The following is a 22,333-nucleotide window of genomic DNA, read 5'->3' on the forward strand; positions in this document are numbered from 1 at the left end:
ATCGGCGGTGTGGCATCGACATCACGATCGCGGTGATGCTGACCGGAGAACTGCAAGCGAATCAATGCGCTAAGCAATGAACACGTAATCTTGACTCGGGTAGGTGCCGTCAGTATGGTCCGCGCGGCTTTGGAGGGTGACGGGGCGTAATTTCTGTTTCCTGCAACATCGTGCGGGTCTCCACACATGGCGGAAGGCACGGACGGCAGCAGAGATGGAAGTCGCGATAAATCGCCTGACGAGGCTGCGCTTTCCGCAAGGCTCGGAAGTCTCGACCAGCGGTTGTCCGAACTCCGTGACACCCGCAAAATCAGGACCGACCAACCCGCCAGCGAGAGCGGAGACGGAGCGGCCAGGGCATCGGCCATGGCGCGTGGTCTTCGGCTTTCGTCGGAGTTGATCGCCAGTGTCCTTGTTGGGGCGGCGATTGGCTGGGGTATCGACCGCCTGCTGTCGACGTCGCCTTTCGGGCTCATCGTATTCTTCCTGCTTGGCTTTGCTGCCGGCGTGGTCAATGTGGTGAGATCGGCGAGCGCGCCCCCGGAAAGAACCGACCGTTGACGACGGCAGTCGGCGAAGTGAATTCCAAAACGTCGGCCTCGCCGGCGCAGCAAGAGACTCCGCGCGGATGATCGATCCGATCGAACAGTTCCATATCGAAAAGATCTTCACGATCGGCCATATCGGCAATCAGGAGATCGCCTTCACCAATTCCTCGGCCTACATGTTCGGCGCGGTCGCGATCATCTCGCTGTTGATGATCGGCGGCGTCTCGCAGCGGCAGCTCGTGCCGGGCCGCATCCAGTCGATGGCGGAGCTGTGCTACGAATTCGTCGCCAACACCATACGCTCGACGGCCGGCCGCGAAGGCATGCGGTTCTTCCCGCTGGTGTTTTCGATCTTCATGCTGCTCGCGGTTTCCAACCTCGTCGGCATCGTCCCCTACGCATTCACGATTGCCAGCCACATCATCGTCACCGCCGCGCTGGCGTTGCTTGTGTTCTTCACGGTCGTGATCTACGGCTTCTACAAGAACGGCTTGAAGTTCCTGAAGATCTTCGTACCGAGCGGCGTTCCGATCTACATCCTGCCGCTGGTCGTCGCGATCGAAGTCTTCTCCTTTTTCGTACGCCCGGTCTCGCACAGCGTGCGACTGTTTGCCAACATGCTGGCGGGTCACATCACGCTTAAGGTGTTTGCAAGCTTCGTTGCCACGCTAGGCGCCTTCGGCTTCCTTGGCTGGCTTGGCGCCGTTCTGCCGCTCGGGCTGACGGTGGCCCTGACCGCACTCGAGCTGCTGATTGCGTTCCTGCAGGCCTACGTCTTCGCCATCCTCACCTGCATCTATCTCAACGATGCTATCCATCCGGGCCACTGATCCGGCCCATCTCATCAAACCTCTGGAAGGAGTTCGTTTCATGGATCCGATTGCCGCGAAGTACATTGGCGCTGGTCTTGCCTGCATGGGCCTGGGTGGCGCTGGCGCCGGCGTGGGCATCATCTTCGGCAACTATCTCGCCGCTGCCGTGCGCAACCCGTCGGCTGCCCAGGGCCAGTTCGGCAACCTGATCTTCGGTTTCGCGGTGACCGAAGCGCTCGGCATCTTTTCGCTGCTGATCGCGTTGTTGCTGCTGTTCGCACTGTAAGGATCGGCCAAGCCTTGAAGGAGTAGCCCATGGCTGAAGGTCATGGCGAGGCCAAGAGCGCAACCGCCCACACCGAAGCCGACGGCGGCGCACGTCCGTTCCCGCCGTTCCAGAGCAGCACCTTTGCTTCGCAACTGGTGTCGCTGGCGATCGCCTTCGTCGCGCTTTACCTCGTTGTGTCGCGCATCGCGCTGCCGCGCGTCGGCAGCGTGCTCGACGCACGGCAGAACAAGATCGACGGTGATCTCGCCGAAGCCCAGAAATGCCGGGACGAGTCGGATGCCGCGATGAAGGCCTACGAGGCCGAGCTTGCGGGCGCCCGTTCGCGCGCGCAGGCGATCAGCAACGAAAACCGCGAGAAGCTCAACGCGCAGTCCGAGGCCGAGCGCAAGACGCTGGAGGAGCGGCTGGCGCACAAGCTCGCGGATGCGGAAAAGACCATCGCCGCAACCCGCGCCTCCGCAATGCGCAATGTCCGCGGCATCGCGGCGGATGCGGCCACGAGCATCGTGCAGCGGCTGACGGGGATCGCGCCCGACAAAAAGGCGATCGACTCCGCGGTCGACGCATCGCTGAAGGGATAAGACCAGATGTTCTCCGATCCGGAATTCTGGGTTGCCGTTGCCTTCGTGATCCTGATGGGCCTGTTCGCCTATGCCGGCGTGCACAAGACCGTCCTGAAGGCGCTCGACCATCGCGGCGAGCGCATCAAGGCCGAGCTCGACGATGCGCGGCGGCTGAAGGAAGAAGCGGCCAAGGTGCTGGCGGATTACAAGGCCCGTCGCGCCAGCGCCGAACGCGAGGCCCAGGACATCGTCGCCGGCGCGAAGGCGGAAGCCGAGCGGATCGCGGCCGAGGCCAAGGCCAAGATGGAAGACTTTGTCGCGCGTCGCACCAAGGCGGCCGAAGGCAAGATCGCCCTCGCCGAAGCCCAGGCGCTGGCCGACGTCCGCGCCGCGGCGGCGGAGGCGGCCGTCGCCGCAGCCTCCAACATTCTGTCGCAGACGGTGAAGGGCCAGCTCGCCGACGATCTCCTGAGCAAGGGCATTGCAGAGGTTCGGCAGAAGCTCAACTGAGACGGCTCCTGCTCCAAGAGTTGCCAAAGCCGGCGCGAGATGATCGCGCCGGCTTTTGCTTTGTCCCACTGTCATCGCCCCGGCCCGACCGGGCGATCCAGTAATCCGCGCCTGCTTAAGGAACGACCGTCGCCTCTGGAATACTGGATCGCCCGCTTTCGCGGATGATGACAGAACAGCGCGCGGCTCACCTCTTCCGTTTCACTGCCCTCGGCTTCGGCTCGGGCGCCAGCGCCTGCGGGTCGAAGCCGATGTAGAAGACGTAATTGTCCCCAGTGGCGCCCGGCGGGACTGGATAGACCAGATCGTTCGCGACCAGGCTGAACGGCACGCTGTCCTGCTCACCCAGTTCCACGGTGGTACGGTAGGCCTTGGTGGCGATCACCTTCTCGCTGACGCCGCCCTGTACCACGGCGATGCGCATCGGAATCTCGACCGTCGGCGGCGCCCCGGATGGACCGACGATGACACGGCCCTGAATCCCAATATGCGCGGTGATGTCGCCGCCGTTCTTGATGCATTCGCGCGCGGTCTTGGTGATGGTGGCCTGGAAGCGCACGTCGTTGCCGATCGGCTGCTTGCCGGGCGCCGCCACTGCATAGGTCGAGGCGCCGGAGCGAATTGTCACCGGCGGACAATTCAGATCGGGTTGCTGGTCCTGGTTCGGGTCGACGATCGGCGGCTGTTGCGCCGGCTCGTCCGACTTGCCACCGAAGAGACTCTTGAAACGATCGGTCAGCGACTGCGACGCCGCCGGCGTTGCGCAAATCGCGATACCGATCGCAAGCGCGATCGCGCTGCTGCTGATTCTGAGAGAGATTTTACCCATGATCGATGATTTTGAGTGCATCAGGTCGTCGGTTCCCGCGAAACTTATATCAGCGTGATCACGGCGAACCCAAGGCGCTGACCATCGTCCAATCGTCGGTACTTGCAATTGAAATTCGCTTCGTCCGCGAATTCCATTCGCCTCGCCCCGCTTGCGGGGAGAGGGAAGAACTTGTTCTTCGCCTCGATCGGCCCGCCATTTCCTAACCGCGGAATTCCTCGCTCAACAGGCCGAACAGCAGATGATCCTGCCACACGCCGTTGATGCAGAGATAGCGCCGCGCCAGGCCCTCCCGGGAAAAGCCGCATTTCTCCAGCACGCGAACCGAGGCAACGTTGGAAGGAATGCAGGCGGCCTCGACCCGGTGCAAATTGAGCTCCCCGAACAGCGTCGGCAACAGCACGCGCAGGGCTGCCGTCATGTAGCCACGATGGGCATGCGGCTGGCCGACCCAATAGCCGATGGTGCCGGCCTGCACGATGCCGCGCCGCACATTGGCGAGCGTGATCCCGCCGATCATCGCGCCGTCCAATTCCCGGAAAATGAGGAAGGGATAGGAGCGGTCGGCGGCGATGTCCTCGGCATAACGACGCAGCCGCCGCCGAAACCCGGAACGGGTGAGGTCATCAGAGGGCCAGATCGGCTCCCACGGCGTGAGATAGTCGCGGCTGATGTCCCGTAAATGCGCCCACTGCATGTAGTCGGACATCTGCGGCGTGCGCAACAGCAGACCATTGCCCCGCGGGGCTAGCGCGGGTGGTCCGCCGGTTGGCAATCGGAACAGCGCCATTGTGATGCCCTCCGAGGCGAACGCGCCCTCAATGCAGCCGCGCCCTCGCCTTCGATCTCACCAATCCTTCCGCAAAATTGACCGCCGTGTCCAGACCCCTGCCGCTGCCGAGCGCGACCACGGCTGGGTGACTGCGCGCCAGCAGGGCGCGCGCGGCGTCTCGCGTCGATTCGACGCTGACCGCATCGATGCGCCCGATCAGCTCTTCCAGAGTTTGCGGTCGGCCATAGGCCAGGACATGCCGCGCCAGTTGCTCGGCGCGCGCCGAACAGCTCTCCAGCGCCATCAACAGGCCGGCTTTCATCTGCGCCTTGGCGCGGGCGACCTCGGGCTCGGTCAAGGTTTCCACCGCCTCGTTGATGACGTCTACCACCACCTCCATCATTTCCGGCGCATCGGCCGGATCGGTGCCGGTGTAGAGACCGAAGAAGCCGGTGTCGGTATAGGGCGCGTGGAAGGTGTAGATCGAGTAGCAGAGACCGCGTTTCTCGCGTACCTCCTGGAATAGCCGCGACGACATGCCGCCGCCGAGCGCATTGGTGAAGACCTGCAGCGAAAACAGCGACAGATCGGTCTGCGGCACGCCTTCCAGCGCCAGCGTCAGATGCGCCTGCTCGAGGTCGCGATGCACCACACGCGAGCCGCCCTTGCCGAACATCGCGGGTTCGGGCTTCGGCGCCGGCGTCGGATCGAAACTTGCAAAGCGGGCTTCGACGTCCGCGACCACCTGCTTGTGATCCACCGCGCCGGCCGCGGCGACCACCATATCGGGCGCGCGATAATGGGTGGCGAGATAGCCGCGCAACATGTCGCGGTCGAACTGCCTCAGCGTCTTCGCCGTGCCCAGCAGCGATCGCCCCATCGGCTGATCGGGATAGCAGAGCTCGTTGAGATGCTCGAAGACGACGTCGTCGGGCGTATCCTGCGCGGCTCCGATCTCCTGCACGATGACGTTCTTCTCGCGCTCCAGTTCGTCCGGCACGAAGGATGGGTTGGCGAGGATGTCGGCGAGCACGTCGAGGGCGAGCGGCACGTCGGCCTTCATCACCCGCGCATAATAGGCCGTGGTCTCGGTGGAGGTGCCGGCATTGAGATCGCCGCCCACTGCCTCGATCTCTTCCACGATCTCGCGCGCGCTGCGCCGCGTGGTGCCCTTGAAAGCCATGTGCTCCAACAGATGCGAGATGCCGTGCTCGTTCGGCTGCTCGTCGCGGCCGCCCACTCCGGCCCATACGCCGAGCGCCGCGGTTTCCACCTGCGGCATGGTGTCGGTCACGACCGTGAGGCCGGAGGGGAGTTTTGTGATTTCAACGCTCATCCGGCGACTCCTTGCGTGTCGGCCCCTTGTTTGGCGGCGCGGCTCACCGAGCGAACGAAGCGCTCTACCTCGGCCTGGTCGTTTTTCATGATCTTGACTTGCTCGCTCCTCGTCATCAGTCCGTCGAGCCAGGCCGGCAATTGCGGCCGCACCCCACAGGCCGCCTCGACCGCATCGGGAAATTTGGCCGGATGCGCGGTCGACAGCACGATTGTGGGGATCGCGGATTCGGAACTGTCGCGCTCCGCGACCGCAAGCGCCACCGCAGTGTGGGGATCGACGAGCTCGCCGGCCTCGCGCCAGGCGGCGCGGATCGCGGCCGAGGTCTCGGTCTCGTCGGCGCGGCCGGCATCGAACTCTTCGCGGATGGCGGCCAGCATGGCATCGGGAAGCACGAAACGTCCCGACTGCTTGAGCTGCTCCATCAGGCGGCGCACGAGGTGCGCATCGCGCCGGCTCGCCTCGAACAGCAGCCGCTCGAAATTCGAGGACACCTGGATGTCCATCGAGGGCGAGGCTGTCGCGTGCACCTCGCGGACCTCATAAATGCCTGTCTTCAGCGTGCGCGCCAGGATGTCGTTGATGTTCGCCGCGATGCGCAGGGTACGCACCGGCAGCCCCATGCGCTTGGCGACGTAGCCCGCAAAGATGTCGCCGAAATTGCCGGTCGGCACGGTGAAATTGACGGCGCGGGCCGGCGCGCCGAGCGCGACCGCGGAAGTGAAATAATACACGACCTGGGCGACGATCCGCGCCCAGTTGATGGAATTGACGGCCGACAGCGCCACCTGATCGCGGAACCGATGGTGGTTGAACATGGCCTTCACGATCGCCTGACAGTCATCAAACGTGCCTTCGATCGCGAGCGCATGGACGTTACTGGCGCCGGTCGTCGTCATCATCCGCCGCTGCACCTCAGAGATGCGGCCGTGCGGAAACAGCACGACGAGATCGACATTTTCCAGATTGGCGAATGCTTCCACCGCGGCGCCGCCGGTGTCGCCTGATGTCGCGACCGCGATCGTGGTGCGCTGGCCGCGCTGGGCGAGCACGTGGTCCATCAGCCGTGAGATGAGCTGCATGGCCACGTCCTTGAACGCGAGCGTCGGGCCGTGGAACAGTTCCAGCAGGAACAGATGCGGCGCCATCTGCTTCAGCGGCACCACCGCAGGGTGACGGAAGGTGGCATAGGCCTCATTCGCCATGCGGCCGAGATCGGCATCGGAAATCTCGCCGCCCGTGAAAGGGCGAATCACCTCGACGGCGACTTCCCAATAGGGCCGGCCGAAGAAGGACGCGATGGCCTCGGGCTCAAGCTGCGGCCAGCTCTCGGGCACATACAAACCCCCGTCGCGGGCGAGCCCGGCCAGCATCACGTCGCAGAAGCCTAGCCCCGGAGCCTCCCCCCGGGTGGAAATATAGCGCGGCAAATTCATCTCCAGCCCCTCGGCCGGGGCATTAAGTGTTTGATTTTACTCAAATTCCATTTGCCCTTGGGCAAGGTGGGGCCGCACATTAATGCGTTTTGGCGAGAAGAGGAAACGGCTTGTTGGCGTACCGGTGGCTCGTTGGCGGTTCTGCATCATTGAGCGGTCGCGGCGCAGCGCGGGCCTGCCTGGTTCGAGACGCGCGGCTTGCCGCGCTCGGGTCTACCTGGTTGCCGCGAATCCCGACCACAACCGGAGGAGCCGCAAAGCGGCGTCTCGAAGGATGGGCCGCAGGTAACACTGCGGACACGTCTTCGCATCCCCGCGACGCGTCGCGCCCGAGCTTTGCACGAACCTCCTCCCTCCGAAAACAGAGGGCGCAGGGATGGCCGCACGACGTCGCTTCGCCGATCTGCGTTACAGCCCTCGCGCCAGCGTGGCGATGGCCTCGGCGGTGGTTACGACCTGCGCGAACTCGCCATTGAGGTTGGCCAGAGTCATTGCATGGATGTCCTCCGCCGAATGCGCGTCGCCATCGGGGCCGACGCGGTCGAAGGTCCAGGTCGCATCACGCACGAGTCTTGCGTCGAAACCGAGATTATCCGCCATCCGCGTCGTGGTCTCGACGCAATGATTGGTGGTGGCGCCGCAGATGACCAGTGTCGTGATATCAGCCGCGCGGAGCCGGCTCTCGAGGTCCGTGCCGATGAAAGCGCTGTTCACGCACTTCACAATGACGGGCTCGCCGGGAAGTTCGCGCGCCTCATCCTTGACAGCATAGCCGGGGCTGCCAGGCAGGAACGACGATCTCGGGTGCGTGCCTTCGTGGCGAATGTGGAAGATCGGCGCAGCGCGATTCCTGAAGGCTCGCAAGAGGTCGGCGATCCGCGCGACGGCGGCAGGATTATTGCGCCGCTGACCCGCCGCTTCCCATTCGTCGAACGCGCACTGGACATCGACAACAATGAGGGCCGTGCGGAGTTGCAGATTGTCCATGGGCAAAAATTCCGGAAGCGATTTAAGGACCGAGTATGCGATGACGGCGCGAGGTCACCAAACGCCGTTTTTCCCTCGTTTCGAGACGCAATGAGGCCGCCCGGCAGCATGTCGGTGACAGGCCCGTGAGCGCGCAAATAGCGATTCGTCCGCGGTCGGCTCTCACCGGGCGATCAGGCTCGCTGATCCGCCCTATCGATTCTCGACGCCCCGCCTTCCGCGCAGCCAGACCGCGAATGCGATCAGCACCATCGCCGCGAGCGAAAACCAGGTGATGGCGTATTGCATGTGGTCGTCACGCAGCTGCGGCGTGAGCGGGCCAGGCTTCGGGATGCCGTTCGCCGGCACCGGCGCTTCCAGGTCAATGTAGAACGGCGCCACCGTGCCCCAGCCGAGCCGGCTTGCCATGGCGAGATGGTCGCGGACGAACCACAGGCGCTTGTCGCGGTTTTCCGCCGGCGTGAACAGGCCGGGAGCTTCAGGAAAACGCAAATAGCCCGAGAGCGTCACCGGCTGGCCCGTGATCAGTTTTGTCACCGCGCGGTCCTGCACGTCGCGATCCTGCATCGTATTCGGCACGAAGCCGGCATTGACTACCACCGTTTCGCCGGATGGCAGGCGCGCCGGCAGGAACGCCCACGTGCCGGGACCGGAAATGTCCTCGCGCACGGCAGAGCCGGAGGAATAGACCATGGCGTCAGGCGCACGCGCGTAAGCGGCAGTGAACGTGACGCGGCGGAATTCGTCGTTATCCGCACTCAGTGCGTGCCATTGCGACGCTTGCGGCAATGACACTGGCGGCGCCGCGACACGCTCGGTGAGGGCTGCGATCAGCGCATGCTTTTCGACGCGGCGCTGCAACTGCCAGATCCCGAGGCCGACGAACACGGCCACCATGACCAGCGTGAAGATGGCAAAGCCGGTACCCTGCCGCCGCCAGGAAAGCGCGGTCATTTCGGCGCGCGTTCGATCAGCCGGCCTTCGGCCGCCTTGTGATGGAATTGCAGCGCGATCAGAAGCGATTTCATGGAGCGCAACGGCAGCAGGGTGGTGACGAGGATCAGCGGCAGCCAGAGCGCCGCATGCACCCAGAACGGCGGCTGGTATTTCACCTCCACGATCAGCGCGCAAGCCACCACAATGGCGCCCGCGAGCATGATGATGAAGACGGCAGGGCCGTCGCCGCTGTCGATGAAGGCGTAGTCGAGCCCGCAATTCTCGCAATGCGGGCGCAGCGTGAGGAACCCTGCGAACAGCTTGCCCCTGCCGCAACGCGGGCAGCGGCAGGCGATGCCGCGCAGCGCGCTTTGCCAGACGGTGGGTTGTTCGTGGGGGGCGCTGAGATTGGTCATGAGAATAGTTTAGCACGAGGCCTTACCGGCTCCGAACTAGAACCGTCACGCTTGAGGAGGCCGCAACGCGGCCGTCTCGAAGGGCGACGGCCCGTCTCTCACGGCGGGGCCGTTCATCATTCGCGGCTCGCTTGCGCTCGCACACCAGGATGACGGAACAAAATGGACGCTCTTCGTCAGTCAGAAAAAGAAAAAGGGGCGGCCGCGCTGCCGCCCCCTTGTAGCACATCCGAGCCTGATCTACTCGCCGGCCACGCCGACCCGGCCGCCGCCGGTGCCCCAGACGTAGATGCAGACGAACAGGAAGAGCCAGACCACGTCGACGAAATGCCAGTACCAGGCGGCGAATTCGAAGCCGAGGTGCTGCTTCGGGTTGAAGTGGCCGAGATAGGCGCGGACCAGGCAGACGATCAGGAAGATGGTGCCGATCAGCACATGGAAGCCGTGGAAACCGGTCGCCATGAAGAAGGTGGCGCCATAGACGTTGCCTGAGAAGCCGAAGGCGGCATGGGCGTATTCCCAGGCCTGCACGCAGGTGAAGCTCGCGCCCAGCAGGATGGTCAGGATCAGTCCGTATTTCAGGCCCCGCCGATCGTTCTCGAGCAGCGCGTGATGCGCCCAGGTGACGGTAGTGCCCGAGGTGAGCAGGATCAGCGTGTTCAAAAGCGGCAGGTGCCAGGGATTGAAGGCCTCGATGCCCTTGGGCGGCCAGGTGCCGGGCACCGCGCAGGCGCCGGGCTCGGTGCCCGGGCCGCAGCCGAAGATGGCGTCGCGCGTGGCATGCACGGCATCGGCCGGAAACAGCGCCGAGTTGAAGAACGCCCAGAACCAGGCGACGAAGAACATCACCTCCGAGGCGATGAACAGGATCATGCCGTAGCGGTGGCTGATCTGCACGACGCGGGTGTGATCACCCCTGTGCTCGGCCTCGTTGATGACGTCGCCCCACCAGCTCGCCATCGTGTAGAGCACGCCGATGGTGCCGACGCCGAACACGATCGGCGCCGCGGAGAACATGTGATGCATCCAGGCGATCGCGCCGACCGCCATGACGAAAGCGGAGAGCGAGCCGACCACAGGCCACGGGCTCGGATTCACCAAGTGGTAGTCGTGATGCTTGAGTTGCGCCGTAGCCATTTTGCCGTCTTTCTCCCTTAACGATGCCGTTTCATTCGGCACATATTCACTTCAAAAATCAAATCCTCTGCACTGCCTATCCCGGCGGTCGCGTGCGCTTGTCCGGCTCTCCGGCAGCGATCGGCTGGTCGGCCGGCTCGCGCACGGGATAGAAGGTGTAGGACAGCGTGATGGTGTTCAGGCCGTCGTTTTCGTGGTCCTCGGCGATCGACGGATCGACATAGAACACCACCGGCATCTCACGCTTCTCGCCCGGGGCAAACGTCTGCTCGGTGAAGCAGAAGCAGTTGATCTTCTGGAAATAGGCACCGACCGTCAGCGGGGTCACATTATAGGCCGCCTGCCCGGTCGTGGTCCGTGCGGACTGGTTGGTGACGGTGTAATAGACGGTCACGACCTCGCCGATGTGGACGTCGATCTCGGTCTTTTCCGGCTCGAATTTCCAGGGCAATCCACCCGCCACGTTGGAATCGAAGCGCACCGCGACGGTCCGCGCCAGCGGCTTTGAGAGCGGCGCTGATTTGGCGACCTGCGTGGTGCCGTTGAAGCCCGTGGTGCGGCAGAACCAGTTGTAGAACGGCACCGCCGCATAGGACGCGCCGACCATCAGCACCACCACAAAGCCCGCGATCGACGCGACCAGCGCGTCCCGGCTGAGCCCGGGGCCTGGTTTGATCTGCTTGGTGGGCTGGCTCTCCATGTCGGTCACAACGGCCTGTTCAGCACGGCCGGCCCCTTGACGAGAGTGACCGCGAAAAACAACAGCACCAGGACGCCGAGCGCGAGCGCGGTCGCAATCGATCGATTCCGACGGCTGCGCTTCTGCGCCTCGGTGAGGATGATACCATCTGGCGGCCGCTCGTCGGACATTGTGGCATGCGCTCCCTACCAGACGACAGGCAGCACGGCGCGAACGACGACCTCGAGAAGCAGAGTCGCGAACAGCGCAAACAGGTAAAGGATCGAGAACGCAAACAGCTTTCGCGTCGCGCGCAGCGATTCGCCGCGCTCGCGGCGGCGATAGACATTGATCGCCAGCGCCAGCATCACGGCGCCCAGCACGAGCGAGGTCACGCCGTAGATTGCGTCGAAATAGCCGAGCGGCCAGGGCGCAGCGGCGACCACGACCAGCACGACAGTGTAGAGCAGGATCTGCAGCCGCGTCACGTCGGGACCGGCGACGACGGGAAGCATCGGCACGCCGGCGCGCGCGTAATCGTCGGAGCGGAACAGCGCAAGCGCCCAGAAATGCGGGGGCGTCCAGAAGAAGATGATCAGGAACAGCAGCAGCGGCTCGACCGAGAGCGAGCCGGTCGCCGCGACCCAGGCCACCACCGGCGGCAGCGAGCCGGCGGCACCGCCGATCACGATGTTCTGCGCGGTGCGCCGTTTCAGGCCCAGCGTGTAGATCACGACATAGAAGAAGATGGTGAAGGCAAGCAGGGCGCCTGCGTACCAGTTCACCAGGATGCCAAGCGTCAGCACCGAGAAGAAGGCCAGCGTCATGCCGAAGGCGGTCGCTTCCGCGCGCGTGATGCGCCCGCGCGGGATCGGCCGGTTGGCGGTCCGTGTCATCTTGGCGTCGAGATCGCCCTCAAACGCCATGTTGAGCGCGCCCGAGGCGCCGGCTCCGACCGCGATGCAGAGCAACGAGGTGAAGGCCAGCACGGGGTGGAAATGGCCGGGCGCCATCACGAGCCCCACCAGCGCCGTGAAGATCACGAGCGACATCACGCGCGGCTTGAGCAGCGCGATGTAATCGGAAACCTCGGCCTCGGAGATCCGGGGCGCGAGAGCGATCGTGTTCTGATCGACAACGGACAAGAGAGAACTCGCTTCCTTTAAACGGCACGGCGCCGTTTGACGGCGCCGCGCTAAGCCTTGACCTTACTGCACGCGCGGCAGCACTTCGAACTGGTGGAACGGAGGCGGCGACGACAGCGTCCATTCCAGCGTGGTGGCGCCGGCGCCCCACGGGTTGTTGGCGGCCTGCTGCTTGCGCAGGAAGGCATCGATCACGCCGTAGATGAAGATCAGAACGCCGAAGCCGGAGATGTAGGAGCCGATCGAAGAAATGAAATTCCAGCCGGCGAACGCATCCGGATAATCGACATAGCGGCGCGGCATGCCTGACAGCCCGAGGAAGTGCTGCGGGAAGAACACCATGTTGACGCCGATGAAGGTGACCCAGAAGTGCGCCTTCGCGATGGTCTCGTTGTACATGTAGCCCGACATTTTCGGGAACCAGTAGTACCAGCCGGCGAAGATCGCAAACACGGCGCCGAGCGAGAGCACGTAGTGGAAGTGCGCCACCACGTAATAGGTGTCCTGCAGCACGCGGTCGACGCCGGCATTGGCGAGCACCACGCCGGTCACGCCGCCGACCGTGAACAGGAAGATGAAACCGATGGCCCACAGCATCGGCGCCCGGAACTCGATCGAGCCGCCCCACATCGTGGCGATCCAGGAGAAGATCTTCACGCCGGTGGGGACCGCGATGACCATCGTGGCCGCGACGAAATAGGCCTGCGTCGCCGAGCTCATGCCGACGGTGTACATGTGGTGCGCCCACACCACGAAGCCGATGCCGCCGATCGCGACCATCGCATAGGCCATGCCGAGATAGCCGAACACCGGCTTGCGCGAAAAGGTCGAGACGATCTGGCTGATCATGCCGAAGCCCGGCAGGATCAGGATGTACACTTCGGGATGACCAAAGAACCAGAACAGGTGCTGGAACAGCACGGGATCGCCGCCGCCGTCAGCCGAGAAGAAGGTGGTGCCGAAATTGCGGTCGGTGAGCAGCATGGTGATGGCGCCCGCCAGCACCGGCAGCGACAAGAGCAGCAGGAACACCGTCACCAGGATCGACCACACGAACAGCGGCATCTTGTGCAGCGTCATGCCAGGAGCGCGCATATTGAAGATCGTGGTGATGAAGTTGATGGCGCCCAGAATCGAGGACGCGCCGGCAAGGTGCAGCGACAGGATCGCGAAGTCGACCGCCGGTCCCGGATGGCCCGAGGTCGACAGCGGCGCATACATGGTCCAGCCCGCACCGACGCCGTTGGCGCCGGGCTCGCCCTCGACAAAGCCCGAGATGAGCAGCAGCGAGAAGGAGGCCGGCAGCAGCCAGAACGAGATGTTGTTCATGCGCGGGAACGCCATGTCGGGCGCGCCGATCATCAGCGGCACGAACCAGTTGCCGAAGCCGCCGATCATCGCCGGCATGACCATGAAGAAGATCATGATCAGGCCGTGCGAGGTCACGAACACGTTATAGGTGTGGGTCTCATGGAAGATCTGCACGCCCGGATACATCAGCTCGGCGCGGATCGCGATCGACATGGCCGCGCCGATGATGCCCGCGATGACCGCGAACACGAGGTACATCGTGCCGATGTCCTTGTGGTTGGTCGAGAACAGCCAGCGCCGCCATCCCGTCGGATGGTCATGGGCGTGATCGTCATGCGTCGCTACGTTCGTTGCCATCTTGAAATCCTAGCCTTGCAGTCCCCTGATCGGACCTTTGTCAGGCCCTTGTCGCCCTAAAGTTCGATCGCGGCGCTCTACTGCGCCGCGTCCGCCGCCGAAGCGTAGGTGTTGGTCTTTGCGCTCGCAAACTTCTTCTTCGCGTCCTCGACCCAGGCCGCGAATTCCTGGTCGCTCACCACCCTCACCGCGATCGGCATGAAGGCGTGATCCTTGCCGCAGAGCTCGGAACACTGCCCGTAATACATGCCGGTCTTCTCGGCCTTGAACCAGGTCTCGTTCAGGCGGCCGGGAATGGCGTCGATCTTGATGCCGAAGGCGGGCACCGCGAAGGAATGGATGACGTCGGCGCCGGTGGTCTGCACCCGGATCACCTTGTTGACCGGCACCACCATCTCATTGTCGACGCCGAGCAGACGCGGCTGCTTGTCCTGCGCCAACAGCGAATCGAATTCGAACTTGCCGTTATCAGGATAGGCATAGCTCCAATACCACTGCTTGCCGGTCGCCTTCACCGTCAAATCAGCCTTCGGGATGTCGAGTTGCAGGAATAGCAGGCGGAACGACGGCACCGCGATGCTGACCAGGATCAGGACCGGAATCAGCGTCCAGGCCACCTCGATCAAGGTATTGTGCGTGGTTCGTGAGGGGACCGGATTGGACCTGGCATTGAACTTCACCATGACGGTGATCAGGAGCGCCAGCACGAACAGCGTAATGCAGGTGATGATGGTCAGAAGCACGCCATGGAACCAGTGGATCTGGTCCATCACCGGCGAGCCCGCAGGCTGCAGGGACCACTCCCACGGCGATGGTTGCCCCAACTCGGCGAACGCCGCCCCACTGGCGACCAACGCCGCACCCGCCACCGCCAACGCGAGCAAGCCCCGGCCCACCCGGCCCTTCGACATCTTCATGTCGCTCCGCTCCTTCGAAATCATCCCCAAAATCACCCCGTCTGCCGCAGGGTGCTTAACGATCCGCCCTCTGACAAACGGCCGAGGGTCGCACCTGCAAGGGATACCCAGGCCAGATCGTTAGAACGCCGAAATCAATCATTTCAAATCATAATTTTTGAGGCATCGCAATGCAGTCGTAGGGGGCATATGCCAGCGCGCCCCGATTTGCCGATCCGGCCCTGCGGCTCGCAGCGCCCAGCCACATTTCAGCGTGAAAACGGGGCGAAAACGCGCGTTGCTGCAGCTTCTGCGCTTGACAGATGTTTCACTCGTTGTACCCACAATCAGTTGCTCCTCCATGACGCGCTGATTCGCGCAAGGGGCATGGGAATCGGCCGGTGGCCAGCGCCTTCAAGGCGCCGTTATTGCTGTATCTGTCGGCGGCGCGGGGCAACAAAGCCATTAAAATCTGAAGGGATCGACCCGGATGGGGCCTTCGCAACACTTTTTCAAAGGCGGCATCGCAAGCATCCGCTGGCTTGCCTGCGCGGCCCTCGCCGCACTCTCGCTGCTTGGCTTGACCGCCAGCGCGAATGCGCAAGGCGCGGTGCGCTCGGTGCATGGCGACTGGCAGATCCGCTGCGATACCCCGCCCGGCGCGCAGAACGAACAATGCGCGTTGATCCAAAGCGTCGTGGCCGAAGACCGCTCCAATGCCGGTTTGACCGTGATCGTGCTGAAGACCGCCGACCAGAAGAGCCGGCTGATGCGGGTGGTGGCGCCGCTCGGGGTGCTGTTGCCCTCAGGGCTGGGTTTGAAACTCGACAATGTCGATGTCGGCCGCGCCGGCTTCGTCCGCTGCCTGCCGAATGGCTGCGTTGCCGAGGTCGTGATGGACGACAAGCTGCTCAATCAGCTCAAAACGGCGAAAACGGCGACATTCATTATCTTCGAGACCCCGGAAGAGGGCATTGGCTTCCCGCTCAGCCTGAATGGGCTCGCCGAGGGGTACGACAAGTTGCCCTAGGGAGATCATCTCCCTTTTTGTCCGGCAATGCCTATGTTTACTCTGGTCGTTCCGGCGCTGAGCCGGAACCCACAACCCCAGGATTACGCCGTTGTAAGACGACGGGTCCGCGAGTTGCCGTCTAGAATGCGGTCCTGTGGTTATGGGTCCCGGCTTTCGCCGGGACGATTGTACGAATGACGATTGTACGAATAACCCCGCCGGAGTCCGCATGAGCAGCCCCGCCACAACTTCCCTGATCGACCGCGCCAACCTCGACCGCGACGCCGTCCGCCATGAGGTCGCGCGCGGGCTTGCCGGGTCCGACGACGGCGAGCTGTTCCTGGAATACAGCCAGACCGAAGCCTTGATGTTCGACAATGGCCGGCTGAAGCAGGCCACCTACGACACCAGCCAGGGTTTCGGCCTGCGCGCTGTGAAGGACGATGCGGTCGGTTATGCGCATTCTTCCGACGTCTCGATCCCTGCGCTGATTCGCGCTGCCGACGCGGTCGCCGCGGTCCGCGGCGGCTATTCGGGCAGCTTCGCGGCGGCGCCGGCGCACACCAATGTACGGCTCTATGGCGACGATAACCCGCTGGATGCGCCGAGCTTCGAGACCAAGGTGAAGCTGCTCGGCGAGATCGACGCCTATATCCGCGATAGGGATCCGCGGGTCCGCCAGGTGACCGTGAGCCTGGGTGCGACCTGGCAGGTGCTGGAAATCCTGCGGCCCGATGGCGAGAGCTATCGCGACATCCGACCGCTGGTGCGGGTCAACATTTCCGTGGTGGCCGGTCAAGGCGACCGGCAGGAGAGCGGCAGCAAGGGCTATGGCGGCCGCGAACCCTATGCGCGCTTCATCGAAACCAAATCCTGGCGCGAGGCCGCCGACGGCGCGCTCCGCGAGGCCCTGATCAATCTGGAATCCGTGCCGGCGCCCGCGGGCGAGATGGACGTCGTGCTCGGTGCGGGCTGGCCCGGCGTCATGCTGCACGAGGCGGTCGGCCATGGGCTCGAAGGCGACTTCAACCGCAAGAAGACCTCGGCCTTCGCAGGCCTCATGGGCCGTCAGGTCGCGGCCAAGGGCGTGACCGTGGTCGACGACGGCACCATCGCCTCGCGCCGCGGTTCGCTGTCGATCGACGACGAGGGCACGCCGACTAACCGCACCGTACTGATCGAGGACGGCATTCTGGTCGGCTACATGCAGGACCGGCAGAACGCGCGGCTGATGAACATGAAGCCGACCGGCAATGGCCGTCGCCAGGGCTATGCCCATGTGCCGATGCCGCGCATGACCAACACTTACATGCTGGCGGGCGAGCGCGATCCGGCGGAGATCATCGCCTCGGTCAAGAACGGCGTCTATGCCGCCAATTTCGGCGGCGGCCAGGTCGACATCACCTCGGGCAAGTATGTGTTCCAGTGCACCGAGGCCTACAAGATCGAGAACGGCAAGATCGGCGCGCCGTTGAAAGGCGCGATGCTGATCGGCAACGGGCCGACGGATCTGCACCGCATCTCGATGATCGGCAACGATCTGTCGCTCGACACCGGGATCGGCACCTGCGGCAAGAACGGCCAGGGCGTGCCGGTCGGCGTCGGCCAGCCGACGCTGAGGATGGATCGTATTACAGTTGGAGGTACCGGCCGATGAGCGTGGAAAAACTGTCCACCGACGCCGAGGACAGCACAAAAGGCAACGGATCGAAGAACAGCACGTCCAAGGGCAACACGTCCAAGGGCAACACTTGGCGCGGCCAGGCGGTGCAACTTGTAGGCATCGTGCTCGCGGTGTTCCTGGCCAAGGGCGCCATTGCCGAGCCGTTCTACGTGCCGTCGGGCTCGATGGAGCCGACGCTGATGATCGGCGATGCGCTGCTCGCCTCGAAATTCCCCTATGGCTACGGCACCGCCTCGCTGCCGATGCAGATCAACCTGCCCGAGAGCAAGCGGCTGTTCGGCGAAATGCCCAAGCGCGGCGACGTCGTGGTGTTCCGCTGGCCCGGCGATACCTCGCAGGCCTGGGTCAAGCGCGTCGTCGGCCTGCCCGGCGACCGCATTCAGATGCGCCAGGGCCAGCTCTTCATCAACGACCACCCGGCCTCGCTGAAGCCGGATGGCATCGGCGAAGCGGAAGATGATGATGGCGGCAAGGAGCCCGCCTACCGCTATGTCGAGACGCTGCCGAATGGCGTCAGCCACGAGATCTTCAAGCTGCGCGACAATGGCCGCCTCGACAACACGCCCGAAGTCACCGTACCGGCCGGACATCTGTTCGTGCTCGGCGACAACCGCGACAATTCGGCCGACAGCCGCGTGCCGGTGCGCGACGGCGGCGTCGGGCTGTTGCCGGTGGACAATCTGGTCGGCCGCGCCGACGCGGTGGTCGGCTCCTGGGATCTCGGCATCCGCCATCAGCCGATGTGGACCTGGCTCTCCGGCTTCCGCCTGGCGCGGTTTTTCACCTCGATCAATTGAGCGCGATCCTCATGATGAGGAGGCGCGGCAGCGCCGTCTCTGGACGATGCGAACATCGCCGGGAGAACCATGAGGCCCCGCCGCCGGGGCTTCATCCTTTAAGGCGCGCAAAAGGCGCGCTGCTCAGGATGAGGGAGAGAGCAGTGCACGAGGATGGATAAAGACGAGTGCCTCGCCGCGGCGCTGCGCAATCGCATCAACGAGCACATCCTGCGCGAGCTCGCTGCGCTCGCGCTGCCCGATGCCTGGCTGGTGTCGGGCTGCCTGACGCAGACGGTGTGGAATGTGCTGACGGGACGGCCGATCGATCAGGGCATTCTCGACTACGACGTCTTTTATTTCGACCCGGATACGTCCTGGGAAGCCGAGGACGCGGTGATCCGGAACGTCCAGCATCGCCTTGCCTCTGCGAACGTCGCGATCGAGGTGCGCAACCAGGGGCGGGTGCACCTGTGGTATCCGCAAAAGCACGGCCGGCCCTACCCGCCGCTCGCCTGTTCGTGCGAGGGCATCGATCGCTTTCTCACCAAGAACACGCAAATCGGCATCCGGCACACCGCACATGGCTATGAGGTGTATGCGCCCAACGGCTTTGATGAGATCGCGGGTCTCATCGTGCGGCCCAACCACACGCCAAATTTTTCCGCCGCCAACTATGCGGCGAAGGCACAGCGCTGGAAGGCGCAATGGCCGGAGCTGGCGGTGGTGGAGGTCGGCAGCGCCTGCTGAACCGTTATCCTGAGGCGCTCGCGATCGCCGCCACAACAAGCGCCCGGACGACAGCGGGGATTTCTACCTCACCACCCCCGAATAAAATCCCGCCTTGCGCCGCGGCGGCTTGATTTCTTTTTTCAGGAAGCAATGGGCTTGCTTGCCGACATAGCCGGGCCTTGCAAAGGTCCAGGCGCGGCATTGCTTGTCGGCGGTGCAGGCGGCATGGCAGGCCTCCTCGCCATCGCCGCTCTTCATTTCGAAGGTGCGATAGTCCCCGCCGGCGCGATCGATCGACGTCTCCATCGAACGGTTGCGCGGCTCGACCACGCCGGCGCCGCGCACGCCCGACACGCAGCAATCATCGGCCACCCGCGGCGGCACGGTGTTTTTCAGCCAGCACACCGCGCCGGGCGTGACATCGTTGGGATAATTGAAGCTCCAGGCCCGGCAGCGCCGATCGCGCTCGCAGAGCAGTGCGCAATCGGCGGGATCGCCGGAAGGAATCGGCAGGCTGATGTAGTCGCCACCCGGCCGATCGAAATTGGTCTGCGCGACCACGGGCCACGCCTCGACCGTCGCCGCCAAACAGGCGAGCGTCACCACCCACGCCCCGAGCCAATGGCGGATCCCCATACGCGACTTACTTCCGAGTTATTGAACGCGCTAGCGTCTTTTAGACCATGATCGCCTTGGACCGAAGCCCGTTCCTCACTCTCACCCTCCCCTGAGGTGCTCGCCGCCGGGTCCGCGCAAAGCGCCCGATGACAGGCTCCGCGAGCCTCGAAGGGCGACAGCCCCGCTGCAAGCAGGCGGGCCGTTCATCCTTCGAGGCTCGCTCCGCTCGCGCCTCCGGATGACGGGTCGAGATGGGCCCTCGCCTCAAATTCAATCGATCCGCCATTTGATCGCCATGAACCTGTACGGGGCATGAACGGGGCAAAAGAAGCGCCAACACAACCGACCTGTATGTGCACGGTCATTCCGGGGCGATGCCACCCGGTCCGCGCCAAGGGGGCCGGATGAACAGGCTCCGCATCCAACTATTGTGCGCAATTGCGCACCTGAGAATCTCGCGATTCCCCGATGCGCAAATTGCGCATCTGAGGTTCGCCTCTGCGAGGTGCCCCGGAAATGCTGGCGTCAATCGCGGATCGCGGGCCGCCTTCAGCTAAAACGCACACTCCTCATAAGCCGGCTTGACCGAGCCGCGCCAGGGACCGTTGAACTTGTCGAGCAGCTCTTCGGCCGGCGTGCGGCCGCAATCGACGATGCGGTCGAGCGGTTCGAGATGACGGCTCTCATCGCGGCCGACATGGTCCACGCGATTGCGACGGCGCAAGCCCGCATGCGCGATCACAAGGCATTCCTTGGCGATTTCGAATAGATAGCGATCCCCGATCTTCGCCTTGAAGCCGAGCCGCGGCACCTGGTCGCGCAAGGATTGACGCTCCTCCGCGCTCCAGCCCTTGGCGACGTCCCAGGCCGCATCAAGGCTGGTGTCGTCGTAGAGCAGCCCGACCCAGAAGGCCGGCAGGGCCGGCAGCCGGCCCCAGGGCGCACCGTCGGCGCCGCGCATTTCCAGATAGCGCTTCAGCCGCACTTCCGGGAAAATCGTCGAGAGGTGATTGGCCCAGTCCGACAGCGTCGGCCGCTCGCCGGGCAGCGCTGCATTCTTGCCCGCGAAGAAATCGCGGAACGAAGTGCCGGAGACGTCGATATAGGCCTCGCCGCGCTTGACGAAATACATCGGCACGTCCAGCGCGTAGTCGACCCAGCGCTCGAAGCCCATGCCGTCCTCGAACGCCCAAGGCAGCATGCCGGAGCGCGCACTGTCGGTATGACGCCAGATCTCGGAGCGGAAGGAGAGAAAGCCGTTGGGCCGGCCTTCGGTGAAGGGCGAATTGGCAAACAGCGCGGTCGCGACCGGCTGCAAGGCCAGCGACACCCGCAGCTTCTTGACCATGTCGGCTTCGGAAGAAAAATCGAGATTGGTCTGCACCGTGCAGGTCCGGTACATCATGTCGATGCCGTATTGGCCGACCTTGGGCATGTACCCGGTCATGATCTTGTAGCGGCCCTTGGGCATGACCGGGATCTCCGAGCGCGCCCAGGACGGGGTCATGCCGAGACCGAGAAAGCCGATGCCCAGGGGCGTTGCGATCTCGCGCACCTGCGCCAGATGCGCCATCAGCTCCGCCTGCGTCTGGTGCACGGTTTCGACCGGCGCACCCGACAGTTCGAATTGCCCGCCCGGCTCCAGCGAAATCGCGCCGCCGCCGGTCACATCATAGAGCCCGATGATGTTGCCCTGCTCCATGATCGGCTCCCAGCCGAGCAGGAGCTGCATGCCCTCGAGCAGCGCGCCGATGCCGCGCGCGCCATCGTAAGGCACGGGACGGTGGCCTTCGAGCGTGAACGGCGTCTTCTCGTGCTCGGTGCCGATCCTGAATTCGGAAGGAGATTTCACGCCAGCCTCCAGCCACGCGACGAGTTCGTCGCGTGAGTGCAGCGGCGTCATGTCGATCTGGTCTCGCGCCATGCTATGTCCGGGTCAAGGGCGCTTCGATCGATGCGCACGGTGTCGGGAATGTCCGCGAAGGCTTGTCTTCGCGGACGACAATCTTTGCAATCAAACTCATCGCGCGGACGCGCCCTCGCCTATCGCGGGCAAGGCCATCTCTCCGCAGGAGCAACCGAGCCGGTCGAGCAGAGCGCAAAGCTTCATGGCATCCGCATCCGACAGTTTCGAACCGACATGTTTCTCGATCGCGGCCGAATAGGCGCCCCACATCCGTTTTTGCAGCTCGCGCCCGGCCTCGGTAATCTCCACGAACTGGCCGCGCTTGTCGACCTTGCACTCACGCCTCACGGCGAGCCCCTCCTCCACCAGCCGGTCGATCAGCCGCGAGGTCGAATATTGCGGGATCAGCATCTGCCGCTCCAATTCGACCGGGCGCAGCTCGCCCGAGGGCGCACGCGACAATTCGAGCAACGCATCATACCAGGCGAGCGGCGGGAAACCCGCCCTCTTCAAATCCTGCTCGACGGCGTCCAGCACGCGGCTCGGCACCCGCATCAGGCGGATCCAGGCGGCAGTCGCCTCAGTTGATGGTTTGCGCTTCATCGGTTCGTTCGTATCCTTTCGCGCAGTGTACAGCACTTGATGC

Annotated in this window: 25 protein-coding genes; 9 read left to right on the plus strand and 16 right to left on the minus strand. The window is 64.0% G+C overall.

Annotation, left to right across the window (positions count from 1 at the left end; translation table 11 throughout):
* Positions 1–186 precede the first annotated feature (186 nt).
* The 5 genes from F758_RS0123095 to F758_RS0123115 all read left to right on the plus strand — a co-directional run bounded on the left by F758_RS0123095 (position 187) and on the right by F758_RS0123115 (position 2,722).
* A complete protein-coding gene (locus F758_RS0123095) occupies positions 187–561 on the plus strand; it encodes an AtpZ/AtpI family protein (RefSeq protein ID WP_024510088.1) in 375 nt (124 codons plus the stop codon).
* Between the two features lie 67 nt (positions 562–628).
* Positions 629–1,378, plus strand: a complete 750-nt coding sequence (locus F758_RS0123100; protein ID WP_024510089.1) for a F0F1 ATP synthase subunit A — start codon at positions 629–631, stop codon at positions 1,376–1,378.
* 40 nt (positions 1,379–1,418) lie between these two features.
* Complete coding sequence (locus F758_RS0123105) at positions 1,419–1,646, plus strand: F0F1 ATP synthase subunit C (protein ID WP_024510090.1); 228 nt, start codon at positions 1,419–1,421, stop codon at positions 1,644–1,646.
* A gap of 29 nt (positions 1,647–1,675) precedes the next feature.
* On the plus strand, positions 1,676–2,230 hold the full coding sequence (locus tag F758_RS0123110; RefSeq protein WP_024510091.1) for a F0F1 ATP synthase subunit B family protein: 555 nt from the start codon (positions 1,676–1,678) through the stop codon (positions 2,228–2,230).
* A gap of 6 nt (positions 2,231–2,236) precedes the next feature.
* Entirely contained in the window at positions 2,237–2,722 is a 486-nt protein-coding gene (locus F758_RS0123115; RefSeq protein ID WP_024510092.1) for a F0F1 ATP synthase subunit B family protein, read from the plus strand.
* A 187-nt stretch (positions 2,723–2,909) separates the two neighbouring features.
* Here the strand turns inward: F758_RS0123115 and F758_RS0123120 are convergent, their stop codons facing one another.
* The 13 genes from F758_RS0123120 to coxB all read right to left on the minus strand — a co-directional run bounded on the left by F758_RS0123120 (position 2,910) and on the right by coxB (position 14,980).
* Positions 2,910–3,551, minus strand: a complete 642-nt coding sequence (locus F758_RS0123120) for a hypothetical protein (protein ID WP_024510093.1) — start codon at positions 3,549–3,551, stop codon at positions 2,910–2,912.
* A 202-nt stretch (positions 3,552–3,753) separates the two neighbouring features.
* Positions 3,754–4,341: a GNAT family N-acetyltransferase gene (locus tag F758_RS0123130; RefSeq protein WP_024510094.1), complete on the minus strand. Its 588-nt coding sequence runs from the start codon at positions 4,339–4,341 to the stop codon at positions 3,754–3,756.
* A gap of 28 nt (positions 4,342–4,369) precedes the next feature.
* The gene (locus tag F758_RS0123135) at positions 4,370–5,659 is read right to left on the minus strand and encodes a M16 family metallopeptidase (RefSeq protein ID WP_024510095.1); all 1,290 of its coding nucleotides are present in this window, start codon (positions 5,657–5,659) and stop codon (positions 4,370–4,372) included.
* Positions 5,656–7,089: a threonine synthase gene (gene thrC / locus F758_RS0123140; protein WP_024510096.1), complete on the minus strand. Its 1,434-nt coding sequence runs from the start codon at positions 7,087–7,089 to the stop codon at positions 5,656–5,658. Before thrC ends, F758_RS0123135 begins: the two co-directional genes overlap by 4 nt.
* 414 nt (positions 7,090–7,503) lie before the next feature.
* Positions 7,504–8,082, minus strand: a complete 579-nt coding sequence (locus F758_RS0123145; RefSeq protein ID WP_024510097.1) for a cysteine hydrolase family protein — start codon at positions 8,080–8,082, stop codon at positions 7,504–7,506.
* 192 nt (positions 8,083–8,274) lie between these two features.
* Positions 8,275–9,036, minus strand: coding sequence for an SURF1 family protein (locus tag F758_RS0123150; protein WP_024510098.1), 762 nt, complete (start codon positions 9,034–9,036; stop codon positions 8,275–8,277).
* Entirely contained in the window at positions 9,033–9,434 is a 402-nt protein-coding gene (locus tag F758_RS0123155; RefSeq protein ID WP_024510099.1) for a DUF983 domain-containing protein, read from the minus strand. The genes F758_RS0123150 and F758_RS0123155 overlap by 4 nt, the downstream gene beginning before the upstream one ends.
* Positions 9,435–9,674: 240 nt before the next feature.
* Positions 9,675–10,571, minus strand: a complete 897-nt coding sequence (locus tag F758_RS0123160) for a cytochrome c oxidase subunit 3 (protein WP_024510100.1) — start codon at positions 10,569–10,571, stop codon at positions 9,675–9,677.
* A gap of 76 nt (positions 10,572–10,647) precedes the next feature.
* The gene (locus F758_RS0123165; protein ID WP_024510101.1) at positions 10,648–11,271 is read right to left on the minus strand and encodes a cytochrome c oxidase assembly protein; all 624 of its coding nucleotides are present in this window, start codon (positions 11,269–11,271) and stop codon (positions 10,648–10,650) included.
* A gap of 5 nt (positions 11,272–11,276) precedes the next feature.
* Positions 11,277–11,441, minus strand: coding sequence for a cytochrome c oxidase system small membrane protein (locus tag F758_RS0123170; protein WP_024510102.1), 165 nt, complete (start codon positions 11,439–11,441; stop codon positions 11,277–11,279).
* Positions 11,442–11,456: 15 nt separating this feature from the next.
* Positions 11,457–12,395 carry a heme o synthase gene (locus F758_RS0123175; protein WP_024510103.1) on the minus strand — a complete coding sequence of 313 codons (939 nt, stop codon included), beginning with the start codon at positions 12,393–12,395 and terminating at the stop codon, positions 11,457–11,459.
* Between the two features lie 63 nt (positions 12,396–12,458).
* Complete coding sequence (gene ctaD, locus F758_RS0123180; RefSeq protein ID WP_024510104.1) at positions 12,459–14,063, minus strand: cytochrome c oxidase subunit I; 1,605 nt, start codon at positions 14,061–14,063, stop codon at positions 12,459–12,461.
* Positions 14,064–14,140: 77 nt separating this feature from the next.
* Complete coding sequence (coxB, locus tag F758_RS0123185) at positions 14,141–14,980, minus strand: cytochrome c oxidase subunit II (RefSeq protein ID WP_024510105.1); 840 nt, start codon at positions 14,978–14,980, stop codon at positions 14,141–14,143.
* A 469-nt stretch (positions 14,981–15,449) separates the two neighbouring features.
* On the opposite strand from coxB, the gene F758_RS0123190 reads away from it, so the two are divergent.
* The 4 genes from F758_RS0123190 (at position 15,450) to F758_RS0123205 (ending at position 19,181) form a co-directional block, all read left to right on the plus strand.
* Positions 15,450–15,989 (plus strand): invasion associated locus B family protein, encoded by a 540-nt coding sequence (locus F758_RS0123190; RefSeq protein WP_024510106.1) that lies wholly within the window; start codon positions 15,450–15,452, stop codon positions 15,987–15,989.
* Positions 15,990–16,200: 211 nt separating this feature from the next.
* Complete coding sequence (gene tldD / locus F758_RS0123195; protein WP_024510107.1) at positions 16,201–17,628, plus strand: metalloprotease TldD; 1,428 nt, start codon at positions 16,201–16,203, stop codon at positions 17,626–17,628.
* Positions 17,625–18,452 carry a signal peptidase I gene (lepB, locus tag F758_RS0123200; RefSeq protein WP_024510108.1) on the plus strand — a complete coding sequence of 276 codons (828 nt, stop codon included), beginning with the start codon at positions 17,625–17,627 and terminating at the stop codon, positions 18,450–18,452. The genes tldD and lepB overlap by 4 nt, the downstream gene beginning before the upstream one ends.
* 153 nt (positions 18,453–18,605) lie before the next feature.
* Positions 18,606–19,181, plus strand: coding sequence for a nucleotidyltransferase family protein (locus F758_RS0123205; RefSeq protein WP_024510109.1), 576 nt, complete (start codon positions 18,606–18,608; stop codon positions 19,179–19,181).
* Positions 19,182–19,244: 63 nt separating this feature from the next.
* Here the strand turns inward: F758_RS0123205 and F758_RS0123210 are convergent, their stop codons facing one another.
* The 3 genes from F758_RS0123210 to F758_RS0123220 form a co-directional block, all read right to left on the minus strand.
* Positions 19,245–19,799, minus strand: a complete 555-nt coding sequence (locus tag F758_RS0123210; protein WP_024510110.1) for a PAN domain-containing protein — start codon at positions 19,797–19,799, stop codon at positions 19,245–19,247.
* Positions 19,800–20,334: 535 nt separating this feature from the next.
* Positions 20,335–21,705 carry a glutamate--cysteine ligase gene (locus F758_RS0123215; protein WP_024510111.1) on the minus strand — a complete coding sequence of 457 codons (1,371 nt, stop codon included), beginning with the start codon at positions 21,703–21,705 and terminating at the stop codon, positions 20,335–20,337.
* Between the two features lie 96 nt (positions 21,706–21,801).
* Positions 21,802–22,290 (minus strand): MarR family winged helix-turn-helix transcriptional regulator, encoded by a 489-nt coding sequence (locus tag F758_RS0123220; protein WP_024510112.1) that lies wholly within the window; start codon positions 22,288–22,290, stop codon positions 21,802–21,804.
* Positions 22,291–22,333 lie beyond the last annotated feature (43 nt).

This window comes from Bradyrhizobium sp. ARR65, from assembly GCF_000472385.1.
Classification (GTDB): Bacteria; Pseudomonadota; Alphaproteobacteria; order Rhizobiales; family Xanthobacteraceae; genus Bradyrhizobium.

What these genes read in the sequence shown, in the direction of transcription:
- lepB (WP_024510108.1), top strand. Translation starts at nt 17,625, where the DNA reads ATGAGCGTGGAAAAACTGTCCACCGACGCCGAGGACAGCACAAAAGGC.
- F758_RS0123155 (WP_024510099.1), bottom strand. Translation starts at nt 9,434, where the DNA reads ATGACCAATCTCAGCGCCCCCCACGAACAACCCACCGTCTGGCAAAGC.
- F758_RS0123105 (WP_024510090.1), top strand. Translation starts at nt 1,419, where the DNA reads ATGGATCCGATTGCCGCGAAGTACATTGGCGCTGGTCTTGCCTGCATG.
- F758_RS0123170 (WP_024510102.1), bottom strand. Translation starts at nt 11,441, where the DNA reads ATGTCCGACGAGCGGCCGCCAGATGGTATCATCCTCACCGAGGCGCAG.
- F758_RS0123145 (WP_024510097.1), bottom strand. Translation starts at nt 8,082, where the DNA reads ATGGACAATCTGCAACTCCGCACGGCCCTCATTGTTGTCGATGTCCAG.
- tldD (WP_024510107.1), top strand. Translation starts at nt 16,201, where the DNA reads ATGAGCAGCCCCGCCACAACTTCCCTGATCGACCGCGCCAACCTCGAC.
- F758_RS0123165 (WP_024510101.1), bottom strand. Translation starts at nt 11,271, where the DNA reads ATGGAGAGCCAGCCCACCAAGCAGATCAAACCAGGCCCCGGGCTCAGC.
- coxB (WP_024510105.1), bottom strand. Translation starts at nt 14,980, where the DNA reads ATGAAGATGTCGAAGGGCCGGGTGGGCCGGGGCTTGCTCGCGTTGGCG.
- F758_RS0123190 (WP_024510106.1), top strand. Translation starts at nt 15,450, where the DNA reads ATGGGGCCTTCGCAACACTTTTTCAAAGGCGGCATCGCAAGCATCCGC.
- F758_RS0123095 (WP_024510088.1), top strand. Translation starts at nt 187, where the DNA reads ATGGCGGAAGGCACGGACGGCAGCAGAGATGGAAGTCGCGATAAATCG.
- F758_RS0123110 (WP_024510091.1), top strand. Translation starts at nt 1,676, where the DNA reads ATGGCTGAAGGTCATGGCGAGGCCAAGAGCGCAACCGCCCACACCGAA.
- F758_RS0123120 (WP_024510093.1), bottom strand. Translation starts at nt 3,551, where the DNA reads ATGGGTAAAATCTCTCTCAGAATCAGCAGCAGCGCGATCGCGCTTGCG.
- F758_RS0123150 (WP_024510098.1), bottom strand. Translation starts at nt 9,036, where the DNA reads ATGACCGCGCTTTCCTGGCGGCGGCAGGGTACCGGCTTTGCCATCTTC.
- F758_RS0123130 (WP_024510094.1), bottom strand. Translation starts at nt 4,341, where the DNA reads ATGGCGCTGTTCCGATTGCCAACCGGCGGACCACCCGCGCTAGCCCCG.
- F758_RS0123135 (WP_024510095.1), bottom strand. Translation starts at nt 5,659, where the DNA reads ATGAGCGTTGAAATCACAAAACTCCCCTCCGGCCTCACGGTCGTGACC.
- F758_RS0123205 (WP_024510109.1), top strand. Translation starts at nt 18,606, where the DNA reads ATGGATAAAGACGAGTGCCTCGCCGCGGCGCTGCGCAATCGCATCAAC.
- F758_RS0123210 (WP_024510110.1), bottom strand. Translation starts at nt 19,799, where the DNA reads ATGGGGATCCGCCATTGGCTCGGGGCGTGGGTGGTGACGCTCGCCTGT.
- F758_RS0123215 (WP_024510111.1), bottom strand. Translation starts at nt 21,705, where the DNA reads ATGGCGCGAGACCAGATCGACATGACGCCGCTGCACTCACGCGACGAA.
- F758_RS0123115 (WP_024510092.1), top strand. Translation starts at nt 2,237, where the DNA reads ATGTTCTCCGATCCGGAATTCTGGGTTGCCGTTGCCTTCGTGATCCTG.
- F758_RS0123100 (WP_024510089.1), top strand. Translation starts at nt 629, where the DNA reads ATGATCGATCCGATCGAACAGTTCCATATCGAAAAGATCTTCACGATC.
- F758_RS0123220 (WP_024510112.1), bottom strand. Translation starts at nt 22,290, where the DNA reads ATGAAGCGCAAACCATCAACTGAGGCGACTGCCGCCTGGATCCGCCTG.
- ctaD (WP_024510104.1), bottom strand. Translation starts at nt 14,063, where the DNA reads ATGGCAACGAACGTAGCGACGCATGACGATCACGCCCATGACCATCCG.
- F758_RS0123160 (WP_024510100.1), bottom strand. Translation starts at nt 10,571, where the DNA reads ATGGCTACGGCGCAACTCAAGCATCACGACTACCACTTGGTGAATCCG.